At 65.4% G+C, this 18,592-nt stretch carries 19 protein-coding genes and 1 tRNA gene; 16 read left to right on the top strand and 4 right to left on the bottom strand.

Annotated elements, in window-relative coordinates; all coding sequences use genetic code 11:
* Position 1: 1 nt before the first annotated feature.
* On the bottom strand, positions 2–715 hold the full coding sequence (locus tag PV768_RS15765; protein WP_323057404.1) for a response regulator: 714 nt from the start codon (positions 713–715) through the stop codon (positions 2–4).
* Positions 712–2,346, bottom strand: coding sequence for an ATP-binding protein (locus tag PV768_RS15760; protein ID WP_421093484.1), 1,635 nt, complete (start codon positions 2,344–2,346; stop codon positions 712–714). Before PV768_RS15760 ends, PV768_RS15765 begins: the two co-directional genes overlap by 4 nt.
* Before the next feature lie 152 nt (positions 2,347–2,498).
* On the opposite strand from PV768_RS15760, the gene PV768_RS15755 reads away from it, so the two are divergent.
* The 11 genes from PV768_RS15755 (at position 2,499) to PV768_RS15705 (ending at position 13,366) form a co-directional block, all read left to right on the top strand.
* Positions 2,499–3,848, top strand: coding sequence for a cation:dicarboxylate symporter family transporter (locus PV768_RS15755; RefSeq protein WP_157238533.1), 1,350 nt, complete (start codon positions 2,499–2,501; stop codon positions 3,846–3,848).
* A gap of 226 nt (positions 3,849–4,074) precedes the next feature.
* Positions 4,075–4,974, top strand: coding sequence for a ParA family protein (locus PV768_RS15750; RefSeq protein ID WP_013600617.1), 900 nt, complete (start codon positions 4,075–4,077; stop codon positions 4,972–4,974).
* Between the two features lie 7 nt (positions 4,975–4,981).
* Complete coding sequence (locus PV768_RS15745) at positions 4,982–5,794, top strand: ScpA family protein (protein WP_321215908.1); 813 nt, start codon at positions 4,982–4,984, stop codon at positions 5,792–5,794.
* Between the two features lie 20 nt (positions 5,795–5,814).
* Complete coding sequence (scpB, locus tag PV768_RS15740; RefSeq protein ID WP_157242548.1) at positions 5,815–6,453, top strand: SMC-Scp complex subunit ScpB; 639 nt, start codon at positions 5,815–5,817, stop codon at positions 6,451–6,453.
* 111 nt (positions 6,454–6,564) lie between these two features.
* The gene (locus PV768_RS15735; RefSeq protein WP_157238532.1) at positions 6,565–7,779 is read left to right on the top strand and encodes a pseudouridine synthase; all 1,215 of its coding nucleotides are present in this window, start codon (positions 6,565–6,567) and stop codon (positions 7,777–7,779) included.
* 3 nt (positions 7,780–7,782) lie between these two features.
* Positions 7,783–8,892: a prephenate dehydrogenase gene (locus PV768_RS15730; RefSeq protein ID WP_157238531.1), complete on the top strand. Its 1,110-nt coding sequence runs from the start codon at positions 7,783–7,785 to the stop codon at positions 8,890–8,892.
* Positions 8,892–9,605: a (d)CMP kinase gene (gene cmk, locus PV768_RS15725; RefSeq protein WP_157238530.1), complete on the top strand. Its 714-nt coding sequence runs from the start codon at positions 8,892–8,894 to the stop codon at positions 9,603–9,605. The genes PV768_RS15730 and cmk overlap by 1 nt, the downstream gene beginning before the upstream one ends.
* A 31-nt stretch (positions 9,606–9,636) precedes the next feature.
* Positions 9,637–10,317 (top strand): lysophospholipid acyltransferase family protein, encoded by a 681-nt coding sequence (locus PV768_RS15720; protein WP_157242547.1) that lies wholly within the window; start codon positions 9,637–9,639, stop codon positions 10,315–10,317.
* 10 nt (positions 10,318–10,327) lie between these two features.
* A complete protein-coding gene (der, locus tag PV768_RS15715) occupies positions 10,328–11,878 on the top strand; it encodes a ribosome biogenesis GTPase Der (protein ID WP_421093475.1) in 1,551 nt (516 codons plus the stop codon).
* Between the two features lie 158 nt (positions 11,879–12,036).
* Positions 12,037–12,113 (top strand) — tRNA-Pro (locus PV768_RS15710).
* 416 nt (positions 12,114–12,529) lie between these two features.
* The gene (locus tag PV768_RS15705) at positions 12,530–13,366 is read left to right on the top strand and encodes a hypothetical protein (RefSeq protein WP_421093474.1); all 837 of its coding nucleotides are present in this window, start codon (positions 12,530–12,532) and stop codon (positions 13,364–13,366) included.
* Positions 13,367–13,398: 32 nt separating this feature from the next.
* Here PV768_RS15705 and PV768_RS15700 read toward each other — a convergent pair whose 3' ends face one another.
* Positions 13,399–14,268: an Fpg/Nei family DNA glycosylase gene (locus PV768_RS15700; RefSeq protein ID WP_421093473.1), complete on the bottom strand. Its 870-nt coding sequence runs from the start codon at positions 14,266–14,268 to the stop codon at positions 13,399–13,401.
* Positions 14,269–14,433: 165 nt separating this feature from the next.
* Between PV768_RS15700 and gcvH the strand changes: the two genes are divergently transcribed.
* The 5 genes from gcvH to PV768_RS15675 all read left to right on the top strand — a co-directional run bounded on the left by gcvH (position 14,434) and on the right by PV768_RS15675 (position 17,523).
* Positions 14,434–14,820, top strand: a complete 387-nt coding sequence (gene gcvH / locus PV768_RS15695) for a glycine cleavage system protein GcvH (protein WP_157238526.1) — start codon at positions 14,434–14,436, stop codon at positions 14,818–14,820.
* A 157-nt stretch (positions 14,821–14,977) separates the two neighbouring features.
* A complete protein-coding gene (locus PV768_RS15690; RefSeq protein ID WP_157238525.1) occupies positions 14,978–15,454 on the top strand; it encodes an FHA domain-containing protein in 477 nt (158 codons plus the stop codon).
* 23 nt (positions 15,455–15,477) lie between these two features.
* A complete protein-coding gene (locus PV768_RS15685; protein ID WP_104997481.1) occupies positions 15,478–16,194 on the top strand; it encodes a MerR family transcriptional regulator in 717 nt (238 codons plus the stop codon).
* The gene (locus PV768_RS15680) at positions 16,194–16,697 is read left to right on the top strand and encodes a bifunctional nuclease family protein (RefSeq protein ID WP_013600629.1); all 504 of its coding nucleotides are present in this window, start codon (positions 16,194–16,196) and stop codon (positions 16,695–16,697) included. Before PV768_RS15685 ends, PV768_RS15680 begins: the two co-directional genes overlap by 1 nt.
* Before the next feature lie 232 nt (positions 16,698–16,929).
* Positions 16,930–17,523: a MerR family transcriptional regulator gene (locus PV768_RS15675; RefSeq protein WP_321215910.1), complete on the top strand. Its 594-nt coding sequence runs from the start codon at positions 16,930–16,932 to the stop codon at positions 17,521–17,523.
* Positions 17,524–17,590: 67 nt separating this feature from the next.
* Here PV768_RS15675 and PV768_RS15670 read toward each other — a convergent pair whose 3' ends face one another.
* A complete protein-coding gene (locus PV768_RS15670; RefSeq protein WP_370460339.1) occupies positions 17,591–18,409 on the bottom strand; it encodes a ParA family protein in 819 nt (272 codons plus the stop codon).
* Positions 18,410–18,592 lie beyond the last annotated feature (183 nt).

Genomic DNA, 18,592 nt, shown 5'->3' with positions numbered 1-18,592 from the left:
TTCAGCGCCCGCTCCAGCGGTACTCGTTCTCCGGCCTGCCCGGGGTGCCATAGCGGGCAGTCCTGGAGACCGTACCTGCATCGGCCAAATACTCCAGGTAGCGCCGCGCAGTGACACGGGACATGCCGAGGGCGTCCATGACTTCCGTGGCCGAGACGGCATCGCGCTGCTGTTTGACGAAGTCCTGCACTGAGCCCAGCGTGGAAACCGAGAGGCCCTTGGGCAGGGGGAGTTCCGACGGTGCCCGCAGGCTGGCGAAAGCCTGGTCCACTTCGCTTTGGGACGCGCCGGTTTTCCCGGATCCTGCGTCATGGCCTGCGAGCTGCTGCCGGAACTGCCGGTAACTCTCCAGCTTGTCGGCGAAAGTGGCGAAGGTGAACGGCTTGATCAGGTACTGGACCACCCCAATGGCCACCGCGCTCCGGACGATCGCCAGTTCCCGCACGGCCGTGATGGCGATGATGTCCGCCAGGATGCCGGCCGCCCGCATGCGCCGCGCAATGTCCAGCCCGTGGAGGTCCGGGAGGTTCATGTCTAGGAGGACCAGCTCCACCGGGTTGCCTGCGGCGGAAAATTCGCCGAGCAGGCGGAGGGCAGACTGGCCGTCAGGAGCGCTTCCGGCCAGTTCAAAGCCCGGCAACCGCCCGATGTAGGCCGCGTGTGCGGCTGATGCGATGGCCTCGTCCTCAACGATGAGGACCCGGATGTTGCTCACGGTGTGTGCTCCTTCTGCGGGGACACCGCTGCGGGAAGAAATACTTCGAACTTCGCTCCGCGCCGTCCGTTGATGGTCAGCGTACCGCCCAGGCGGTGTACTGCCTGCCGGACCAGCGCCAGCCCGATGCCCCGTCCGCCGGGTCCGGAAGGCTTGGTGCTGAAGCCGTGCCGGAAGATGTTGTCCGCTGCCTGGGAGTCCAGCACGGCGCCGGAATCGTGGACGGCGATGTCCAGCCCTTCCTCGTCCGACTCCACGGTCAGCTGCACCCGCCGCGGCGGAGGAGCGTCTGCTGCCGCGTCAATCGCGTTGTCCAGCAGGTTTCCCAAGATGGTGACCAGGTCCTGCACCGCAACTCCCGCCACACTACCGGAACCCAGCGTGGCAACGTCCAGCTGGACGCCGCGTTCGTGGGCTTCAGCCACCTTGCCCATGACCAGGGCACCCAGCACGGGCTCATCCACCGAGCTGACCATGTCGTCGGTCAACTGCTGGCTCAGTTCCAGGTCCCGGGTGGCAAAGTCCAGGGCTTCCTGGGTCCGGCCCAGTTCCAGGAGCGAGACCATCGTGTGGAGCCTGTTGGCGTGCTCGTGGGTCTGGGCCCGGAGCGCTCCGGAGAGGGTGCGCATGGTTTCAAGCTCGTTGCCCAGCGCCTCAATCTCGGTCCGGTCCCGCAGCGTGGCCACCGTGCCGTAGACGGCTGACCTGGCGCGGTTCCCCGGAACCCCGGGCGCTCTGGCCGGTCCCTGGTTGACCACCAGGACCCGCGAACCGGTAAGGACAATTTCGTCCTTGGCAGTCCGCCCCGACTCGAACAGCTCCCGGAGCTCCTCCTCGAGCGGCAGCTCCGCCAGTGTCGGCGGCCGGGTGGGGTCCTTGCTGCCGGACCCCTCAAGGCCCAGCAGTTCGGCCGCGTGGTCGTTGTACATCACCACGCGGCCCTTGGCATCGATGAGGATCAGCCCTTCCCGGACCGAGTGCAGGACGGACTCGTAGTATGCGAACAACTGCGAGAGCTGCTCCGGCCCCCAGCCGCGGGTGACCCGGCGAAGATACCGGCCCAGCAGCCAGGAGGCCAGCGAGCCTCCCAGCAGCAGGGCAAGGCCAATCGCCAGCAGGGCAGGCAGGCGTCCCGCGAACGCAACATCCACCGTGCGCACCGTGACACCCGCCGCCACCAGCGCCTTCACATTGCCGGCCTCATCCTTGACGGGGACAATCGTCCGCACTGACGGGCCCAGCGTCCCCGCCGTCACTTCCGTGTACTGCTCACCCCGCAAGGCGGCGTCGATCGAGCCGATGTAAGGCCGGCCGATTTCCTCCTCCCGCGGGTGCGTCCAGCGGGTCCGGTCGGGAGCCATGATGGTCACGAAGTCGACGTCGGCAGCAGACATAACGTCGCTGGCGTAGGGCTGCAGGACGGCTGAGGGGTCCGGTCCGGCAGCTGCCTCCAGCACCAGCGGGCTGGCTGCGATCGAAGCGGCGATCCCCGCCATGCGCATGCCGGCCTCGTCATAGGCGCGGTCACGGGCGTCAACGTAGGTGGCTGAACCAACGATGGCGATGAATACCACCACAATCAGCAGGTTCGCCACGAAGAGCCGGCGGGCGATACTCCAGGGGTGGATCATCCGTACCTCCCACGCACCTTCCACGACCAATATGAACGCAACGGTGAGCTGGGTCACGGCGTACCCAATGATGGATATCACACCGGAGGACGTGTTGAGCCCAGATACTGTGCCGCAGCGTCTATCAGATTATCCATACAAGGAGACACATCATGGCTTCTCAACGAGGAGAGTCGCTTGACACCGTGAAGACGCGGCGCAAGGGCATCGACAAATCGCACTACCTGTACATCGCCGTCATCGCTGCCGTGATCCTGGGCGCCGTGGTGGGCCTGATGTTCCCGGAGGTCGGCAAGTCCCTCAAGCCGCTCGGCGACGGGTTCATCAAACTCATCAAGATGATGATCGCCCCGGTCATCTTCTGCACCATCGTCCTGGGCATCGGCTCGATCGCGAAGGCTGCCACGGTGGGCAAGGTAGGCGGCCTGGCGCTGGGCTACTTCATCCTGATGTCCACGTTCGCGCTCGCCATCGGCCTGGTGGTGGGCAACCTGATCCACCCGGGTGAGGGCCTGAAGCTGGCCCCCTACGACCCCAACAAGAAGGCGGAAGTAGACAGCACCGTTGCTTTCCTCCTTGGCATCATTCCGGGAGATATTCCGGTCCTGCCCACCCTCTTTGCCGCCATCCTCGTAGGGTTCGCCCTCCAGAAGATGGGCCCGCAGGGCGCTCCCATCCTCAAGGCCATCGGCCACGGCCAGGTCCTCGTGTTCCGCATCCTGATCATGATCATGTGGCTCGCCCCCGTGGGTGCCTTCGGTGCCATCGCCGCCGTCGTGGGAGCCACCGGCTTCCAGGCCATCGTCAGCATGTTCACCCTGATGGCTGCCTTCTACATCACCTGCGCACTGTTCATCGTGATCATCCTGGGCGGCCTGCTCAAGGTTGTCACCGGCGTCAACATCTTCAAGCTGATGAAGTACCTGGGCCGCGAATACCTGCTCATCTTCTCCACGTCCTCCTCTGAAGCTGCCCTGCCCCGCCTGATCGCCAAGATGGAACACCTCGGTGTCTCCAAGCCCGTTGTTGGCGTCACGGTGCCCACCGGCTACTCGTTCAACCTTGACGGCACGGCCATCTACCTGACCATGGCCTCCCTGTTCGTTGCCAACGCCATGGGCACGCCGCTGGACCTGGGCGCCCAGATCTCCCTGCTGATCTTCATGATCATTGCCTCCAAGGGTGCAGCCGGTGTCACCGGTGCCGGCCTCGCCACGCTGGCTGCCGGCCTCCAGGCCCACAAGCCCGAGCTGCTGGGCGGCGTAGGCATGATCGTGGGCATCGACCGGTTCATGTCCGAGGCCCGCGCCCTGACCAACTTCACCGGCAACGCCGTAGCCACCGTCCTGATTGGCACGTGGGTCAAGGAGATCGACGGCGTACAGGTCAACAGCGTCCTCTCCGGCGAGGAACCCTTCGACGAAGCAACCATGCTGGCTCACCACCACGGTGAAGCCGCTCCGGAGCAGGCTGAAGCCCGCCCGGTTCCGGCCAACGCCTGACCACTCCGGCCAACAGGCAACCGCCCCCGCAGCAAGCGCTGCGGGGGCGGTTCCTTGTCTGCGGAGCGGTAACCTTCGACCTCAGCTAGAGGGTCAAGGCTCAACATGGGCCGAAAGTCAAGTTCCCTCGAATGCCGTGTCGGTCGCTGTAACCTTGGGAAGAAGAAGGAACGGCGCTGGCAATCAGCGGCAGGAAATCACCGTCATCGAAAGTGTGGATAGATACGTGAGCAGCGAACAGGGTTCGGCAACTCTGGAGGGCACGGAATTTGACCTGGACAACGCGGTGATGGGGCCCACCGGGCGCCCATACCGCGAGTTTCCGGAACCCGCGCCGCTGTCCTCCCACGGTCCGGCCCGGGTCATCGCCATGGTGAACCAGAAGGGCGGCGTCGGCAAGACCACCTCAACGATCAACCTCGCCGCGGCGCTGGCGGAATACGGCCGCCGCGTCCTCCTGGTCGACTTCGATCCCCAGGGTGCGCTTTCGGCGGGCCTCGGCGTGAATCCACACGAGCTGGACCTCACTGTCTACAACGTGCTGATGGACCGCAAAGTGGACATCCGCGACGCCATCCACCAGACCGGCGTTGAGAACGTCGACCTGCTGCCGGCCAACATCGACCTCTCCGCCGCCGAAGTCCAGCTCGTCAATGAAGTTGCGCGCGAGCAGGTCCTGGACCGGGCCCTCAAGAAAGTCGAGGACGACTACGACGTCGTCCTCATCGACTGCCAGCCCTCCCTCGGGCTCCTGACCGTCAACGCGCTCACCGCGGCGCACGGCGTCATCATTCCGCTGATCTGCGAGTTCTTCGCCCTCCGCGCCGTGGCGCTGCTGGTGGAAACCATCGACAAGGTGCAGGACCGCCTCAACCCGCGCCTGCAGGTGGATGGCGTCCTTGCCACCATGTACGACGCACGGACGCTGCACAGCCGCGAGGTCATCACCCGGCTGGTGGAGGCCTTCGGCGACAAGGTCTTCGAGACCGTCATCAAGCGCTCCATCAAGTTCGCGGACGCCACCGTGGCCGCCGAGCCGATCACGAGCTACGCCGGCAACCACGTGGGCGCCGACGCCTACCGCCGCCTGGCCAAAGAGCTGATCTCGCGCGGCGGCGCACCCTAGCCACGCCGTGGCCGAAACCAAGCCCGGCTTCGAGGTGCGGCTGGCCAACTTCACGGGTCCGTTCGACCTCCTGCTGGGGCTGATCGCCAAGCACCAGTTGGACATCACCGAGGTGGCCATCGCCACGGTGACCGACGAATTCATCAAGTACATCCGGAAGCTGCAGGAACTGGGCGAGGACTGGGCCCTTGACGAAGCCAGTGAATTCCTGGTGATCGCCGCGACACTGCTGGACATCAAGGCTGCCAGGCTCCTTCCCGCCGGGGAAGTGGAAGACGATGAGGACATGGCCCTGCTCGAAGCCAGGGACCTGCTCTTCGCCCGGCTGCTCCAGTACAAGGCCTTTAAGCATGTGGCCGGGCTCCTGGGCGCAACCCTGCACCAGGAAGCACGGCGTTTTCCCCGGCAGGTTGCGCTGGAGGAACACTTCGCGGCGATGCTCCCTGAACTCGTCTGGAAGCACACGCCCGAACAGTTCGCAGCCATGGCCGAAGCGGCGCTGCAACCCAAGGCGCCCAAACCCACGGAGGTCGGGCTGGCCCACCTCCACGGCGGCAATGTCAGCGTCAAGGAGCAGGCAGAGATCGTGGGGTTGCGGCTCCAGCAGGAATCGCCGCTGACTTTCCGGGCCATCATTGCGGACGCCGAGTCCACCCTGGTGGTGGTGGCCAGGTTCCTGGCGCTGCTGGAGCTATTCCGGGACAAGGCAGTCTCCTTCGACCAGCTTTCGCCGCTGGCCGACCTTGCCGTCCACTGGACAGCCGGCGGCCGGCAGTGGTCGGCGGAGAACCTGAGCGAAGAATTCGAGGAGCAGCTGTGACCAAGGAAGCTACCGAAGCCATGCGCCAAGGGGAGGTGGACCTCGAAAGCCTTCCCGGCGGGGCCAAGGCTGCCATCGAGGCCGTGCTGATGGTCATCGACCAGCCGGCAACAGAGGAAGAACTGGCTGCCGGGCTTGGGCTGACCGTTGAAACGGTCAGCACCCTGCTGGCCGAACTTCAGCGCGAGTATACCGGCTATACTGTTAAAGCCCCGGATATGGAACAAGCCAGCGCCGCTGGTTTCGGCTCCAGCCCCCGGGGTTTTGAATTGCGGAACATCGCCGGTGGCTGGCGGATCTATTCCCGCGCGGAATTCGCCGACATTGTCGGCAAGTACGTGCTGGAAGGGCAAACGGCCAGGCTCACCCAGGCGGCCTTGGAAACGCTGGCGGTCATCGCGTACCGGCAGCCTGTCTCCAGGGCAAGGGTGTCCGCAATTCGGGGCGTCAATGTTGACTCTGTGGTCAGGACACTCGCCCAGCGCGGGTTGATCGAGGATTCGGGAACGGACCCGGAGTCCGGGGCCATCCTCTACCGGACCACATCGTATTTCCTGGAGCGGATGGGAATCGGCTCGGTGGCCGAGCTGCCGCAGCTGTCTCCACACCTTCCAGGGTTGGACGGCATCGCGGAGTACTACGACGCCGACGGGATCTAGGCGGGTTCGCCCGGCCTGGGCAAAGAGTATTTATCAGGGCAGACTATTTCTGCACGGCTGGTTAAGGTTGTCTGTGGACACCTTTCCGGCCAAACAATTGAAGGACGGGTCATGACACAGGCGGGACGCCAGGGTTCACCACGTAACAGTTCGGGACGCAACGGTTCGGAACGAAACAGAACACAGCGCAACACCTCCCAGGGTGGGAGTTCAGCGGGCGGGTTCCGCAGCGGTGCCCCCAAGCGGGGCGGCGGGTTCGGCAGCGACCGCCCGCAACGCGCACCCAAGCCGCGCGAGGAGCGCTTCATCGATCCGGATTTGGCTTCGGACGGCCCGCAGCAGGGCCGCGGCGCGGTTGATCCAAAGGCGGCCAGGCCGTCCTCCCGGAAGCCTGCAGCCCGCAAACCCGGGGCCAAGAAAGCACCGGGCACTCCCGGCGCCCTCAAGCCGAAGCCACGCACCGGCGCCCCGGGCGCCGCGGCCTCCCGCGCGTTCGGCAGTGAACGCTTCGGCCAGAACCTGGGGCCGGTGCGCAGGCCGTCCCGCAAGAAGGGCCCGCGGGGCGATGTTCCCCAGTCGGAGCTTCACGACGCCGACGGCGTGCGCCTGCAGAAGGTCATGGCCTCGGCCGGGGTTGCCTCCCGCCGCGTCTGCGAAGAGATGATCGCCGAGGGCCGTGTGGAAGTGGACGGCCAGGTGGTCACCGAACTCGGCGTCCGCGTCGACCCCAAGACCGCCGTCATCCACGTGGACGGGCTGCGGATCCAGCTGGATGAGGACCTGGTGTACATGGTGTTCAACAAGCCCAAGGGCGTTGTTTCCACCATGGAGGACCCCGAGGGGCGTCCTTGCATCAGCGACTTCCTCAAGAACAGCAAGAACAAGGGCGAACGCCTGTTCCACGTTGGCCGCCTCGACGTCGCCACCGAAGGCCTGCTCCTGCTGACGAACGACGGCGAACTCGCCAACCGCCTGACGCACCCTTCCTACGAGGTTCCCAAGACCTACCTCGTGCAGGTCCGCGGTCCCTTCCCGCAGGGGATTGGCGCGCAGCTCAAGGAGGGTGTGGAACTCGAGGACGGCTTTGCGTCCGTGGACTCCTTCCGGCTTGTCGACTCCACTCCGGGCCACGTCCTGATCGAGGTAGTGCTGCACTCCGGCAAGAACCGCATTGTCCGCCGCCTGTTCGACGCCGTCGGCTTCCCGGTCCTGCGGCTGGTCCGCGTGAAGGTGGGCCCCATCGGCCTGGGAGACCAGCGACAGGGCAGCATCCGCAACCTCGGCAAGCAGGAAGTCGGCCACCTGCTGGCATCCGTAGGGCTCTGAGGCATGTCCGCTTTCCACAGCCAGGGCCGCGGGCACCTGGACGGTCCGGTCGTGGTCCTTGGCACCGGACTGCTGGGCACCAGCATCGGGCTGGGGCTGCGCGGGCGCGGCGTGCCCGTGTTCTTGTCCGACCCCTCGCCCACCAACCAGGCGGTCGCCGTGGATATCGGAGCGGGCCGGCCACTGGCTGAGCTGGATGGCAGGGTTCCGCAGCTCGTGGTGGTTGCCGCTCCGCCGGACGTCACGGCCGATGTCGTGGCAGCAGCCCTGTCCGAGTACCCTGACTCGGTTGTGGTGGACATCGCCAGCGTGAAGGCTGAGATCCTGGGCCAGCTGCGCCGCCGCGGCGTTGACCTCTCCCGCTACGTGGGAACCCATCCCATGGCCGGACGGGAAAAATCAGGTCCCGTAGCTGCGCGCGGCGAGCTGTTTACCTCGATGCCGTGGGTGGTGTGTCCGTCGGAGGAGACCTCCGCCGCCGCTCTCCAGACGGCCCGGTCCCTGGCCGCAGACCTGGGCGCCGTCGTCTCCCAGTTCACGGCCGACGAACATGACGAAGCCGTGGCCCTGGTCTCGCACCTGCCCCAGGTGATGTCGTCGCTGGTGGCGAGCCGGTTGCAGGGGACACCCCTGCACGCGCTGTCCCTGGCCGGGAACGGCCTGCGCGACGTCACCCGCATTGCTGCCAGCGATCCCGCCCTCTGGGTCCAGATCCTTGGCGGCAACGCGGCGAAGGTGGTGGACATCCTGTACGGCGTCCGGGATGACCTCAACCGGCTGATTGGCACCTTGGAAGAGCCCACAGCGCCTGGGGCGAGGCTGGACCTCGCCCAGCTCATGAGCGAAGGCAATGCCGGCCAGGCACGCATTCCGGGCAAGCACGGCGGACCGCCGCAGGCATACTCCTGGCTGACCGTCCTGGTGGATGACAAACCGGGGCAAATCGCCCGGCTCCTCACCGAAATCGGGGAGATCGGCGTCAACCTGGAGGACCTCCGCCTTGACCATTCGTCCGGCCAAAACGTGGGTATGGTGGAAATATCCGTGTTGCCGAACAAGCACGACCACCTGATCGAAGCACTAAACGACCGCGGATGGCGGGTACTTCAGTAATGACACAGGAACTTCTCGACACCATGCCCGCGCTCCGCATCGGACGGCCGCTGGTGGTGGCCATTGACGGCCCCTCCGGCTCCGGCAAGTCCAGCGTGAGCAAGGAAGTGGCCCGCAGGCTCCGGCTCGCCTACCTGGACACCGGCGCGATGTACCGCGCCCTGACCTGGGATTGCGTCGCCAGGGGAATCGACCTCGACGACGCCGCAGCCGTGGAGCAGGCCGCCCGGGACCTGGTACTGGACCTGAGCACCAGCCCGCACGACGACTACGTCCGGGTTGACGGCGTGGACGTCACTGACGCCATCCGCGAACCGGCAATCTCTTCGGCCGTCAGCGCTGTGGCCACCACCCTCGGCGCCCGGACTGAACTTATCCGCCGCCAGCGGGAGCTGATCGAAAAGCACCACCGCCGCATGGTGGTGGAAGGCAGGGACATCACCACCGTCGTCGCGCCCGGGGCGGAAGTCCGCATGCTGCTCACCGCCAGCGAGGAAGCGCGGCTGCGCCGGCGCGGGATGCAGCTCGGCGGCACCCAGGACGCCGAGCAGCTGGCGGCCCAGGTGACCCACCGCGACGCGAAGGATTCCACGGTGGTGAACTTCACGAAGGCGGCCTCCGGGGTTGTCACGCTGGACTCATCGGACCTCGACTTCGAGCAGACCGTAGCAGCGGCCCTGGTGATCGTCACGAAGGCCCTCAACCGTGACTGACGGCAAGCGGGGTGTCCCGTCCGGGCTGACCATGACGTGGAGCAGGCCTGTGGGCTGGATCCTCGACCATCTGGTGTACCGGACCACCGTCACGGGCAAGGACAACGTGCCTACCGGAGGCCCGGTGATTTTCGCCGCGAACCACATCAGCTTCCTGGACGGGCCGGTCATGTTCGGTGCCTCGCCACGGCCCATGCACATCCTGGTCAAGCAGGAAATGTTCCAGGGATTCCTCGGCCGGGTGCTCAACGCCTCGGGCCAGTTGCCGGTGGACCGGAGGGGCGACCGCGCGGCACTGCAGCGCTGCAAGGAAGTGCTCGACGCCGGACGGTGCGTAGGGATCCTTCCCGAAGGTACCCGGGGGAGCGGGGCGGCTGCGGACATTAACGGCGGCGTGGCCTGGCTGGCGCTGAACTCCGGAGCGCCGGTGGTTCCGGTGGCCATCCTGGGTACGCGCAGAGGCGACGAACACCTTGATTCAGTGCCACGGCCGGGCAGGCGTTTCCACGTCAGCTTCGGAAATGCCCTCACCCTTGGCCGCAGGGCCGGGGAAAGCGGGCGTGCTTCAATGGACAGGGCGGCGCTGGAAATCCGCGCTGCGCTGGCTGGGCACGTCCAGGACTCCGTTCAACTCAGCGGGCAGCCCCTGCCCACGGCAGATGCCCATAAAGACTTAACAGCAGTAGCCGGGACGCCGGCAGATGACCACTAAGGACAGTGCAATGAGCGATATGACTCAAACTCCCGGCCACCCCGGCGCCGGCGAAGACGACTACACGCCCACGGGCACGGACCAGGTGGCCGAACGGCTGGCTGCCATTGACGACGAGGAGGCCGAGCTCCGCGCCGCGTCCCTCCGGGCGGGCCTGGAGGACTATGACCTCGACGAGGAAGACGCCGCACTGCTCAGCGGCGAGTACGGCGACGAGGACTTCGACGGCCCCGTCAAGCTTGATCCGGTCCTGGCCATCATCGGACGCCCCAACGTGGGCAAGTCAACCCTCGTGAACCGCATCCTGGGCCGGCGTGAAGCAGTGGTTGAAGACACCCCCGGTGTCACCCGCGACCGCGTCATGTACTCCGCCAGCTGGAACGGCCGCAACTTCACCCTCGTGGACACCGGCGGCTGGGAACACGATGCCCGCGGTATCCACGCCCGCGTGGCCGAGCAGGCCGAGATGGCCGTTGAACTCGCCGACGCCGTGCTCTTCGTGGTGGACTCCGCAGTAGGGGCTACGGCCACCGATGAAGGTGTCATGAAGATGCTCCGCCGCAGCAAGAAGCCGGTCATCATGGTGGCCAACAAGGTGGACGACTTTGCGCAGGAAGCGGACTCGGCCACCCTGTGGGGCCTGGGCTTTGGTGAGCCCTACCCGGTGTCGGCGCTGCACGGCCGCGGGGTTGCGGACCTGCTGGACCACGTGATGGACGTGCTCCCAGAGTTCTCCACCATTGAGGGAACCGACCGTTCCGGCGGCCCGCGGCGCATTGCCCTGATCGGCCGCCCCAACGTGGGCAAGTCCTCGCTGCTGAACAAGCTGGCAGGCACCGAGCGCGTAGTGGTGGACAACACGGCCGGAACCACCCGCGACCCCGTGGACGAGTTCATCGAACTCGGCGGCCGGACGTGGCGCTTCGTGGACACGGCAGGCATCCGCCGCCGCCAGCACATGGCGCAGGGGGCGGACTTCTACGCCTCCCTGCGGACCCAGGCCGCACTCGAAAAGGCGGAGGTCGCCGTCGTGCTCCTCGCCGTGGATGAGGTCCTCAGCGAGCAGGACGTCCGGATCCTGCAGCTCGCCATTGAGTCTGGCCGTGCCCTGGTGCTGGCGTTCAACAAATGGGACCTGCTCGACGACGAACGCCGGCGCTACCTGGAACGTGAAATCGAGCAGGACCTGGCTCACGTGAACTGGGCACCCCGGGTGAACATCTCTGCCAAGACCGGGTGGCACAAGGACCGCCTGGTTCCCGCCCTGGACCTGGCACTGGAGAACTGGGACAAGCGCATCGCCACCGGCCGCCTGAACGCCTTCCTCGGCGAACTCGTTGCCGCGCACCCGCACCCCGTCCGAGGCGGCAAGCAGCCGCGCATCCTCTTCGGCACCCAGGCGTCCAGCCGGCCCCCGAAGTTCGTGCTGTTCACCACCGGATTCCTGGACCCGGGATACCGCCGCTTCATCACCCGCCGCCTCCGGGAAACCTTCGGCTTCGAGGGCACCCCCATCGAGGTCAGCATGCGGGTCCGGGAAAAGCGGGGCAAGAAGCGTTGATTCCGGTGATCTCCGCAACACGCGGAGCGCCGGAAGCCGGAAAGTGTCACTGGCACCCTCCGGAATCGTGTAAGCTCTTCTAGGTGGTTCGGCCGGACTGCTGGTGAAATCCTCGGAGTGATTTGAGGGTTCAGCTCAGCGGAGAACGGCGGAACCAGCGGGCTGTAGCGCAGCTTGGTAGCGCACTTGACTGGGGGTCAAGGGGTCGCAGGTTCAAATCCTGTCAGCCCGACCACAACACCACAGGCCGCCTTCGGAGAAATCCGGAGGCGGCCTGTGGTGTTTAACTGGCCGTGTCCGCAACCACCGTGGGAATCCCGCCCGATGAAACCTCAACCAGCACCGTTGGGTGTGACCAGACCTGTCGTCCTTTTTACTAAAACGCTCAGCAGGTTTCTCTAGTGTTTTGATTATTGCTGCCATACGTTTGGCCCAACTATCCGTACGCTTGCTGGGGAGCAACGATGCTTGTTGCGGGGACGGCGCCCTGTGCGCCACGTTTTTTCATGTGAATTTGCCGGCGGTCCTGCGCTTACCATCACCACGGAATCAAGGGGCTGACGTGAGGCGGTCAGTTCTCAAGTCCGGTGGGATCCACGCGTACTGGACTTGCTCGACGCGAAAGGTATCCCCCTACATTGTCCATCTGCCATGACTAACTATCGCGAACTGACTAGACCCGAGGCCGCGGCCGCCCTCCAAGAGTTTCTTGAAGAACGCGGTCCCGCACTTGCGCTGCTTCGGGAGCGCTTGGTGGAAGACGGGCAGGACCCCCAAGCACTTCTCGACGGAAGCCTTGAGAGCCTGGTGCCGCTGTGGCGTTGGTTGCTGTCCCATCTGGCCAGGCTGGATGCCTACGGTGCCACCGACCCCGCCTCCGTGCCGCCGGAGATGTGGCCATCGTGGGAACGCTTCACCACCGCGGAAGAGCGCACCCTTTCCTTGGAATCCCTGACTTTGTTGGACGGCCTTGTGTCCTACCTGGCGGAAGTCGTGCTCGGGCATGCTCCCAATGCACGGTGGGACGTGGCACGCGGTCCTCAAAAGCGCTACCACCTGAACAACCATCCGGTCCTCGTCAGCGGCACGGGAGAGACCCATAACTTCCTGCCCGGGCTGCCGGTAGTGGACGCGCGCGCCTCACTAAACCGGGTCCGGGAATCGTCCGATGACAGGATCGAGGCGTACGCGCGGGCGCTAATCGAACAACTAAACCAAGAATCAGTGCTCACTGACGGAACCACGGAGCCTGAGCCCATTCTCGAGGTTGAGGACATCCGGGGCGAACCGGGCGGGTACGACTTCGAGATTGGTCTAAGCGATGAACTCTGTCATGAACGGTCGGCCGACGTGGAACGGCTGGTCCGCGAGTTATCTGGTGCTGAAGGCGTCAATCAGGTCCTCCATGAGGACCGGGACATGATCCTTGTCCGCGCACCATCATGGAACACTGAGATGCTTGAAGGCTGGTTCCTCCAGCGCCTCTAACAGCCCGTAAACGCACCGCCGCATTGCCTTGGCTACTTCAGGAACTTAGAGGTCCTGCGGTCAGCCAGGATCTTGCCCTTGGTCTGGCAGGTGGGGCAGTACTGCAGGGCAGTATCGGCGAAGGAAACCTCGCGGACAGTATCTCCGCACACGGGGCACGGCTGACCGGCCCGCGCATGGACGCGCATGTGGCTCCGTTTGACGTCCTTCAGGTCCTTGGGCGGCTTGCCCTGCGCCTCGGCCATCGCCGTGCCAAGGATGGTGTGGATGGCGTCGTACAGGACCTGGACGGTTCCGCGGTCCAGGGACTTGGCCGTGGCAAAGGGGGAGATCCTTGCCGCATGCAGAATCTCGTCGCTGTAGGCGTTCCCAATCCCGGCGATGACGCCCTGGTTCCGCAGGAGCCCCTTGATCTGCTGGGAGCTGCCGGCAAGGATCTCAGCCAGCATGTCGGCGTCGAACGCCTCAGCGAAGGGGTCCGGCCCCAGCGACGCTATACCCGGCACTTCCTGCGGATCCCGGACCACGTAGACCGCAAGGCTCTTCTTCGTTCCGGCCTCGGTGAGGTCGAAGCCGCGCGGGCCCCCGGGGCCGGTGAAGGCAAGGCGGGCGGCGATGTGCCCTTTTCCCATTTTCAGCTGGGCGTCGGTGGGGGAGTCCGTGAAGCGGACCCAGCCGGCCCTGGCCAGGTGAAAGACGAAGGAGAGGCCGCCGGTGTCAATGCTGATGAACTTGCCGAAGCGCCGTACGCCTGTGACGGTCCTGCCCTCGAGGGCGCTGAACGGGGGATCGGCCGTCTTGAGGACGGCGAAGGAAACGATCTGCACTTTTGACACGACCGCTCCCTGCAGGTGGTCACTCAGGAACCCGGCAAGGCCGGCGACCTCGGGCAGCTCAGGCATCCGCTAGCTGCCTTCCCCGACGTGGACGCCGGCTGTGCATGCGCTCATGCGTCCCATCTTGGCAGAAACCCCGCCGAACGCCCGGGCAGATGTGCCTATACTTTCAGCGGCGGCCCGTTCCGGGGCCCCGTTGACATTGGTGTTCGACCCGATGAAAGGCCCCTGATGAGCAACATTCCCGAAGATCTGTCCTACACAGCCGAACACGAGTGGGTCACCGCCCCCAATGCCGACGGCGTGGTCCGGGTAGGCATCACCGACTTTGCCCAGGACGCACTCGGGGACGTTGTCTACGCCCAGATGCCTGAAGTTGGCACCAAGATTACGGCGAACGAAGTTGTGGGCGAGGTGGAGTCCACCAAGAGCGTCAGCGACATCTATGCCCCTGTAACCGGCGAAGTTGTGGCCCGCAACGAGTCACTGGACACCGATTCCGCGCTGATCAACACAGATCCCTACGGTGAAGGGTGGCTCATTGAGATCAAGCTCGCCGAAGCTGACGCCGTTGAATCATTGCTCAGTGCATCGGAGTACGAACAGCAGGTAGGCTAAAGTTAACCGGTATTTCCGGTCCGGCCCCGCCGTGAAGGCAGAACGTCTTCGCACGTCAGCGGCCGGATCGGCGGGCCGGGACCGGGCCTGCGTTGCAGGTCCGGAGGGCAGATGTTGGTTGCAGGCCTGAGGGCAGCAACGGAAAGAGGAGGAGTCCATGGCTGGCCACACACAGAACCCTGCCGACGGGGAACACGGCTCGGGTGCGGCCAGGGCGTCGGAGACTACTTCGATCCATCTCACCCCGGTGAGGGATGAGCCCACGATTGCCCCCAAACTCTCGTCCGATGAGCGCAGCTCGGTTGAGGCGCTCCCGGCCGGGTCAGCACTGCTGGTTGCGCACAGCGGCCCCAACGCCGGCGCCCGCTTCCTGCTTGATTCCGATGTCACCACGGCCGGACGGCACCCGGATGCGGATATCTTCCTGGACGACGTCACCGTTTCCCGCCGCCATGTCGAGTTCCGGCGCACCGCCCGGAGTTTCGAAGTGGTGGACAAAAACAGCCTGAACGGCACCTACGTCAACCACGACCGCGTGGACAGCGTGGAGCTCAAGTCCGGCAGCGAAGTCCAGATCGGCAAGTTCCGCCTCACCTTCTACATGAGCCCTGCCAACGCTGCAGGCCGCGGCTGAACCGGGGACCGCTGCCTGTGGCAATGGCACAACCGGAACGCCGGGGACCCCAGGTCCTCAACATCGGGGAAGTCCTCGCACAGCTCAGCGGGGACTTTCCCGGCATGACTGCGTCCAAGATCAGGTTCCTTGAGGAAAAAGGGCTCATCAACCCGCGCAGGACACCGGCGGGCTACCGCCAGTACTCGGACGGCGACGTCGAGCGGCTGCGGTTCGTCCTGGCCCTGCAGCGTGACCAGTACCTCCCCCTGAAAGTCATCAAGGACTACCTCGATGCCATCGACAGGGGCGAACGCCCCGAGAACCTCCCGCCCGGCGTCGTGGTGTCCCCGCGCATCGTCTCGGATGAGCTGGCGGCGGAACTGCAGAACCGGGGGCGCAAGCTTACGGAAGAGCAGCTCCGCACGGAATCCGGTGCCAGTGTGCCGCTGCTGCAGTCCCTCCTGAGTTTCGGCCTGATCAGCCACAGCAATGGCCAGTTCGATGAGCACGCCCTCCAGGTGGCGCGCGCCTGCGTCCAGCTGGAGAGCCACGGGCTTGAACCCCGCCACCTCCGCCCCTTCCAGGCGGCTGCGGAACGGGAGTTTGGCCTGGTGGAGCGCGTCGTGGCGCCATTGGCGTCCCGCAAGGACTCCGCGTCCCAGGCACGGGCAGCTGAGGCCGCCCGTGAGATTAGCGACCTCTGCCTCACCCTGCACCGTGCCTTGGTGCAGGACCATATCTCACGCATGGACATCTGATGATTGAAGTCGAGATTGTGGGCGTTCGCATCGAACTGCCTTCCAACCAGCCCCTGGTCCTGCTTCGGGAAATGCACGGGGAACGGCATGTCCCCATATGGATCGGGACGCCTGAAGCCAGTGCCATTGCCCTTGCCCAGCAGGGCGTGGTCCCGCCCCGCCCCATGACCCACGACCTCCTGGTGGACGTCGTGGAGTCGCTGGGGCACTCGGTGGTCAGCGTGAACATCGTTGCGGTGGAGGACAACATCTTCTACGGCCAGCTGCAGTTCGAGAACGGGACAACAGTCAGTTCGCGGGCCTCGGACGCGCTGGCCATAGCCCTGCGCGCAAAGTGCCGGATTTGGTGCGCGGATTCAGTCATGGATGAGGCCGGAGTCCGCATCACCGAGCATGACGAGGGCGAGGACACGGAACCCGGTCCCACCGTTGATGAAGAGCGCGAACTGCGCCGGTTCCGGGAGTTCCTGGACGATGTTGAGCCCGAGGATTTCGACGGCTGAGGTCACGTTAAGGTTAATGTTGAGGGTGAATCTTTCGACACGCCCCTAATAACCCTGCAGGGTCTTTGACCTTGCGACCCCCCGGGCCTAACGTCGAAGTATCGAGTTCCCATTGCTTACGGCAGCCGCGCAAGTCACACTGGAAAGTGCGCCCCGCGAAAATTACATGCATGGTCTTCATGCACTGCTGCTGCAGCAGTTTCCCCGGGAGCGTATGACAAGGAGGATCCAGGTGAGTCCCAAAGGTGAAGCAGGCGGGCTGAAGCAGCCCACGGCTGGTGTTGCTGTGCCGGCGAGCGGTGCCCAGGGCCTCCTGTTTACCGAAGACCTTCCTGTGCTGGATGAGGACGCGGGCTACCGCGGGCCCACCGCATGCAAGGCGGCCGGCATCACGTACCGCCAGCTCGACTACTGGGCACGCACCGGCCTGGTGGAGCCCGCGGTCCGCGGCGCCGCCGGTTCCGGCTCCCAGCGACTGTACGGCTTCCGCGACATCCTGGTCCTGAAAGTCGTCAAGAGGCTCCTGGACACAGGGGTATCGCTGCAGCAAATCCGCACCGCCGTGGAACACCTGCGGGAACGCGGCGTCGAAGACCTCGCCCAGATCACCCTAATGAGTGACGGCGCGAGCGTCTACGAGTGCACCTCCGCTGACGAGGTCATCGACCTCGTCCAGGGCGGCCAAGGTGTGTTCGGCATTGCCGTCGGACGGGTCTGGCGTGAGGTGGAGGGCAGCCTGGCCTCGCTTCCCAGCGAGCATGCCGCTGAGCCGTCCTTTCCGGACGACGAACTGAGCAAGCGCAGGGCAGCGCGCAAGATCAGCTGAAATATTGAGCAAGGGGCCGCTCTCCATCCGGAGGGCGGCCCCTTGGCTGTTAACCAGGCGGGTTGCCCTACCTGGCGCGGCTGCGCAGGCCGCTGCCGACAGCCATCAGGTTGGCCAGCAGTTCATCGAACAGGGCCGCAGCGGACTTCGCGGAATCACCGGGCCAGTGGTGCACGGGGTGGGCGGCGCCCTGGATCTGCTGCCAGTTGGCCTGTTCCGGAATCCGCGGGCTCAGGAGGAGTTCTCCGAACATGGACTCCATCTCCGCAAGCCGGTACGCGTGTTCCGAGGAACCCGACCGCACCCGGTTGGCCACGATGCCTGCCGGGGAAAGGTTGGGGGCGAACTCCTGGCGGAAAAGCTGGATGGCCCGCATGGTCCGCTCGGTGCCGGCCACCGAGAACAGGCCGGGCTCGGCAACCAGCGCCACCTTGTCGCTGGCGGACCAGGCCATCCGGGTCAGGCCGTTCAGGGACGGCGGGCAGTCCACCAGGACAAGCTGGTAGTCGTCCCCGGTGGCCAGGACAGAGGAGAGCCTGCGCAGGTCGCGGCGGCCCAGGTCCGGCCGGTCATAGATGCCGGTGTAGGCAGAGCCGACTGCGACGTCCAGTACGGCGGAGCCGGTGCCGTTGGACTGGGTCTTGGCGGTCCAGCTGCTGCGCACCACGTTTTCGGACAGCTTTGCCCGGCGGGGACTCTTGAGCATCCGGCCGATATCCAGCTGGTCGCCGGGCTGGACTCCCAACGCAGTGGTGGCATCCGCGTGCGGATCAAGGTCCACCACCAGCGTGCTGATGCCCGCGGCCAGCGCCGCAGACGCCAATCCTGTGGTGACGGAAGTCTTGCCGACTCCACCCTTAAGGCTGCTGATGCTGACTACTTGCACTTGAGAGACCAAAACCTAACGCCGGATGCCGTGTTGGGGGTAATGTTTGCTCCGGCAGTGCCGAAGCCGGACGGTCCTGCCGCCCTACTCATCATATGTTGATGCGTCGGCGAATCCTGCTTTATTGGGCGTCGGCATGGCACCGACTGTGCTGCCGGGGCGGTTTCCGCCCGAGCCGGCAGA

The organism is Pseudarthrobacter sp. CC4 (assembly GCF_048957775.1).
GTDB lineage: Bacteria > Actinomycetota > Actinomycetes > Actinomycetales > Micrococcaceae > Arthrobacter.
Note: the sequence above shows the minus strand (reverse complement) of the source record. Positions and strands in the feature narration are given on the sequence as shown.

Excerpts from the sequence above, each read along its gene's own strand:
- PV768_RS15760 (WP_421093484.1), bottom strand. The coding sequence starts at position 2,346 with ATGATCCACCCCTGGAGTATCGCCCGCCGGCTCTTCGTGGCGAACCTG.
- PV768_RS15755 (WP_157238533.1), top strand. The coding sequence starts at position 2,499 with ATGGCTTCTCAACGAGGAGAGTCGCTTGACACCGTGAAGACGCGGCGC.
- scpB (WP_157242548.1), top strand. The coding sequence starts at position 5,815 with ATGCGCCAAGGGGAGGTGGACCTCGAAAGCCTTCCCGGCGGGGCCAAG.
- PV768_RS15735 (WP_157238532.1), top strand. The coding sequence starts at position 6,565 with ATGACACAGGCGGGACGCCAGGGTTCACCACGTAACAGTTCGGGACGC.
- PV768_RS15730 (WP_157238531.1), top strand. The coding sequence starts at position 7,783 with ATGTCCGCTTTCCACAGCCAGGGCCGCGGGCACCTGGACGGTCCGGTC.
- cmk (WP_157238530.1), top strand. The coding sequence starts at position 8,892 with ATGACACAGGAACTTCTCGACACCATGCCCGCGCTCCGCATCGGACGG.
- PV768_RS15720 (WP_157242547.1), top strand. The coding sequence starts at position 9,637 with ATGACGTGGAGCAGGCCTGTGGGCTGGATCCTCGACCATCTGGTGTAC.
- der (WP_421093475.1), top strand. The coding sequence starts at position 10,328 with ATGAGCGATATGACTCAAACTCCCGGCCACCCCGGCGCCGGCGAAGAC.
- PV768_RS15705 (WP_421093474.1), top strand. The coding sequence starts at position 12,530 with ATGACTAACTATCGCGAACTGACTAGACCCGAGGCCGCGGCCGCCCTC.
- PV768_RS15700 (WP_421093473.1), bottom strand. The coding sequence starts at position 14,268 with ATGCCTGAGCTGCCCGAGGTCGCCGGCCTTGCCGGGTTCCTGAGTGAC.
- gcvH (WP_157238526.1), top strand. The coding sequence starts at position 14,434 with ATGAGCAACATTCCCGAAGATCTGTCCTACACAGCCGAACACGAGTGG.
- PV768_RS15690 (WP_157238525.1), top strand. The coding sequence starts at position 14,978 with ATGGCTGGCCACACACAGAACCCTGCCGACGGGGAACACGGCTCGGGT.
- PV768_RS15685 (WP_104997481.1), top strand. The coding sequence starts at position 15,478 with ATGGCACAACCGGAACGCCGGGGACCCCAGGTCCTCAACATCGGGGAA.
- PV768_RS15680 (WP_013600629.1), top strand. The coding sequence starts at position 16,194 with ATGATTGAAGTCGAGATTGTGGGCGTTCGCATCGAACTGCCTTCCAAC.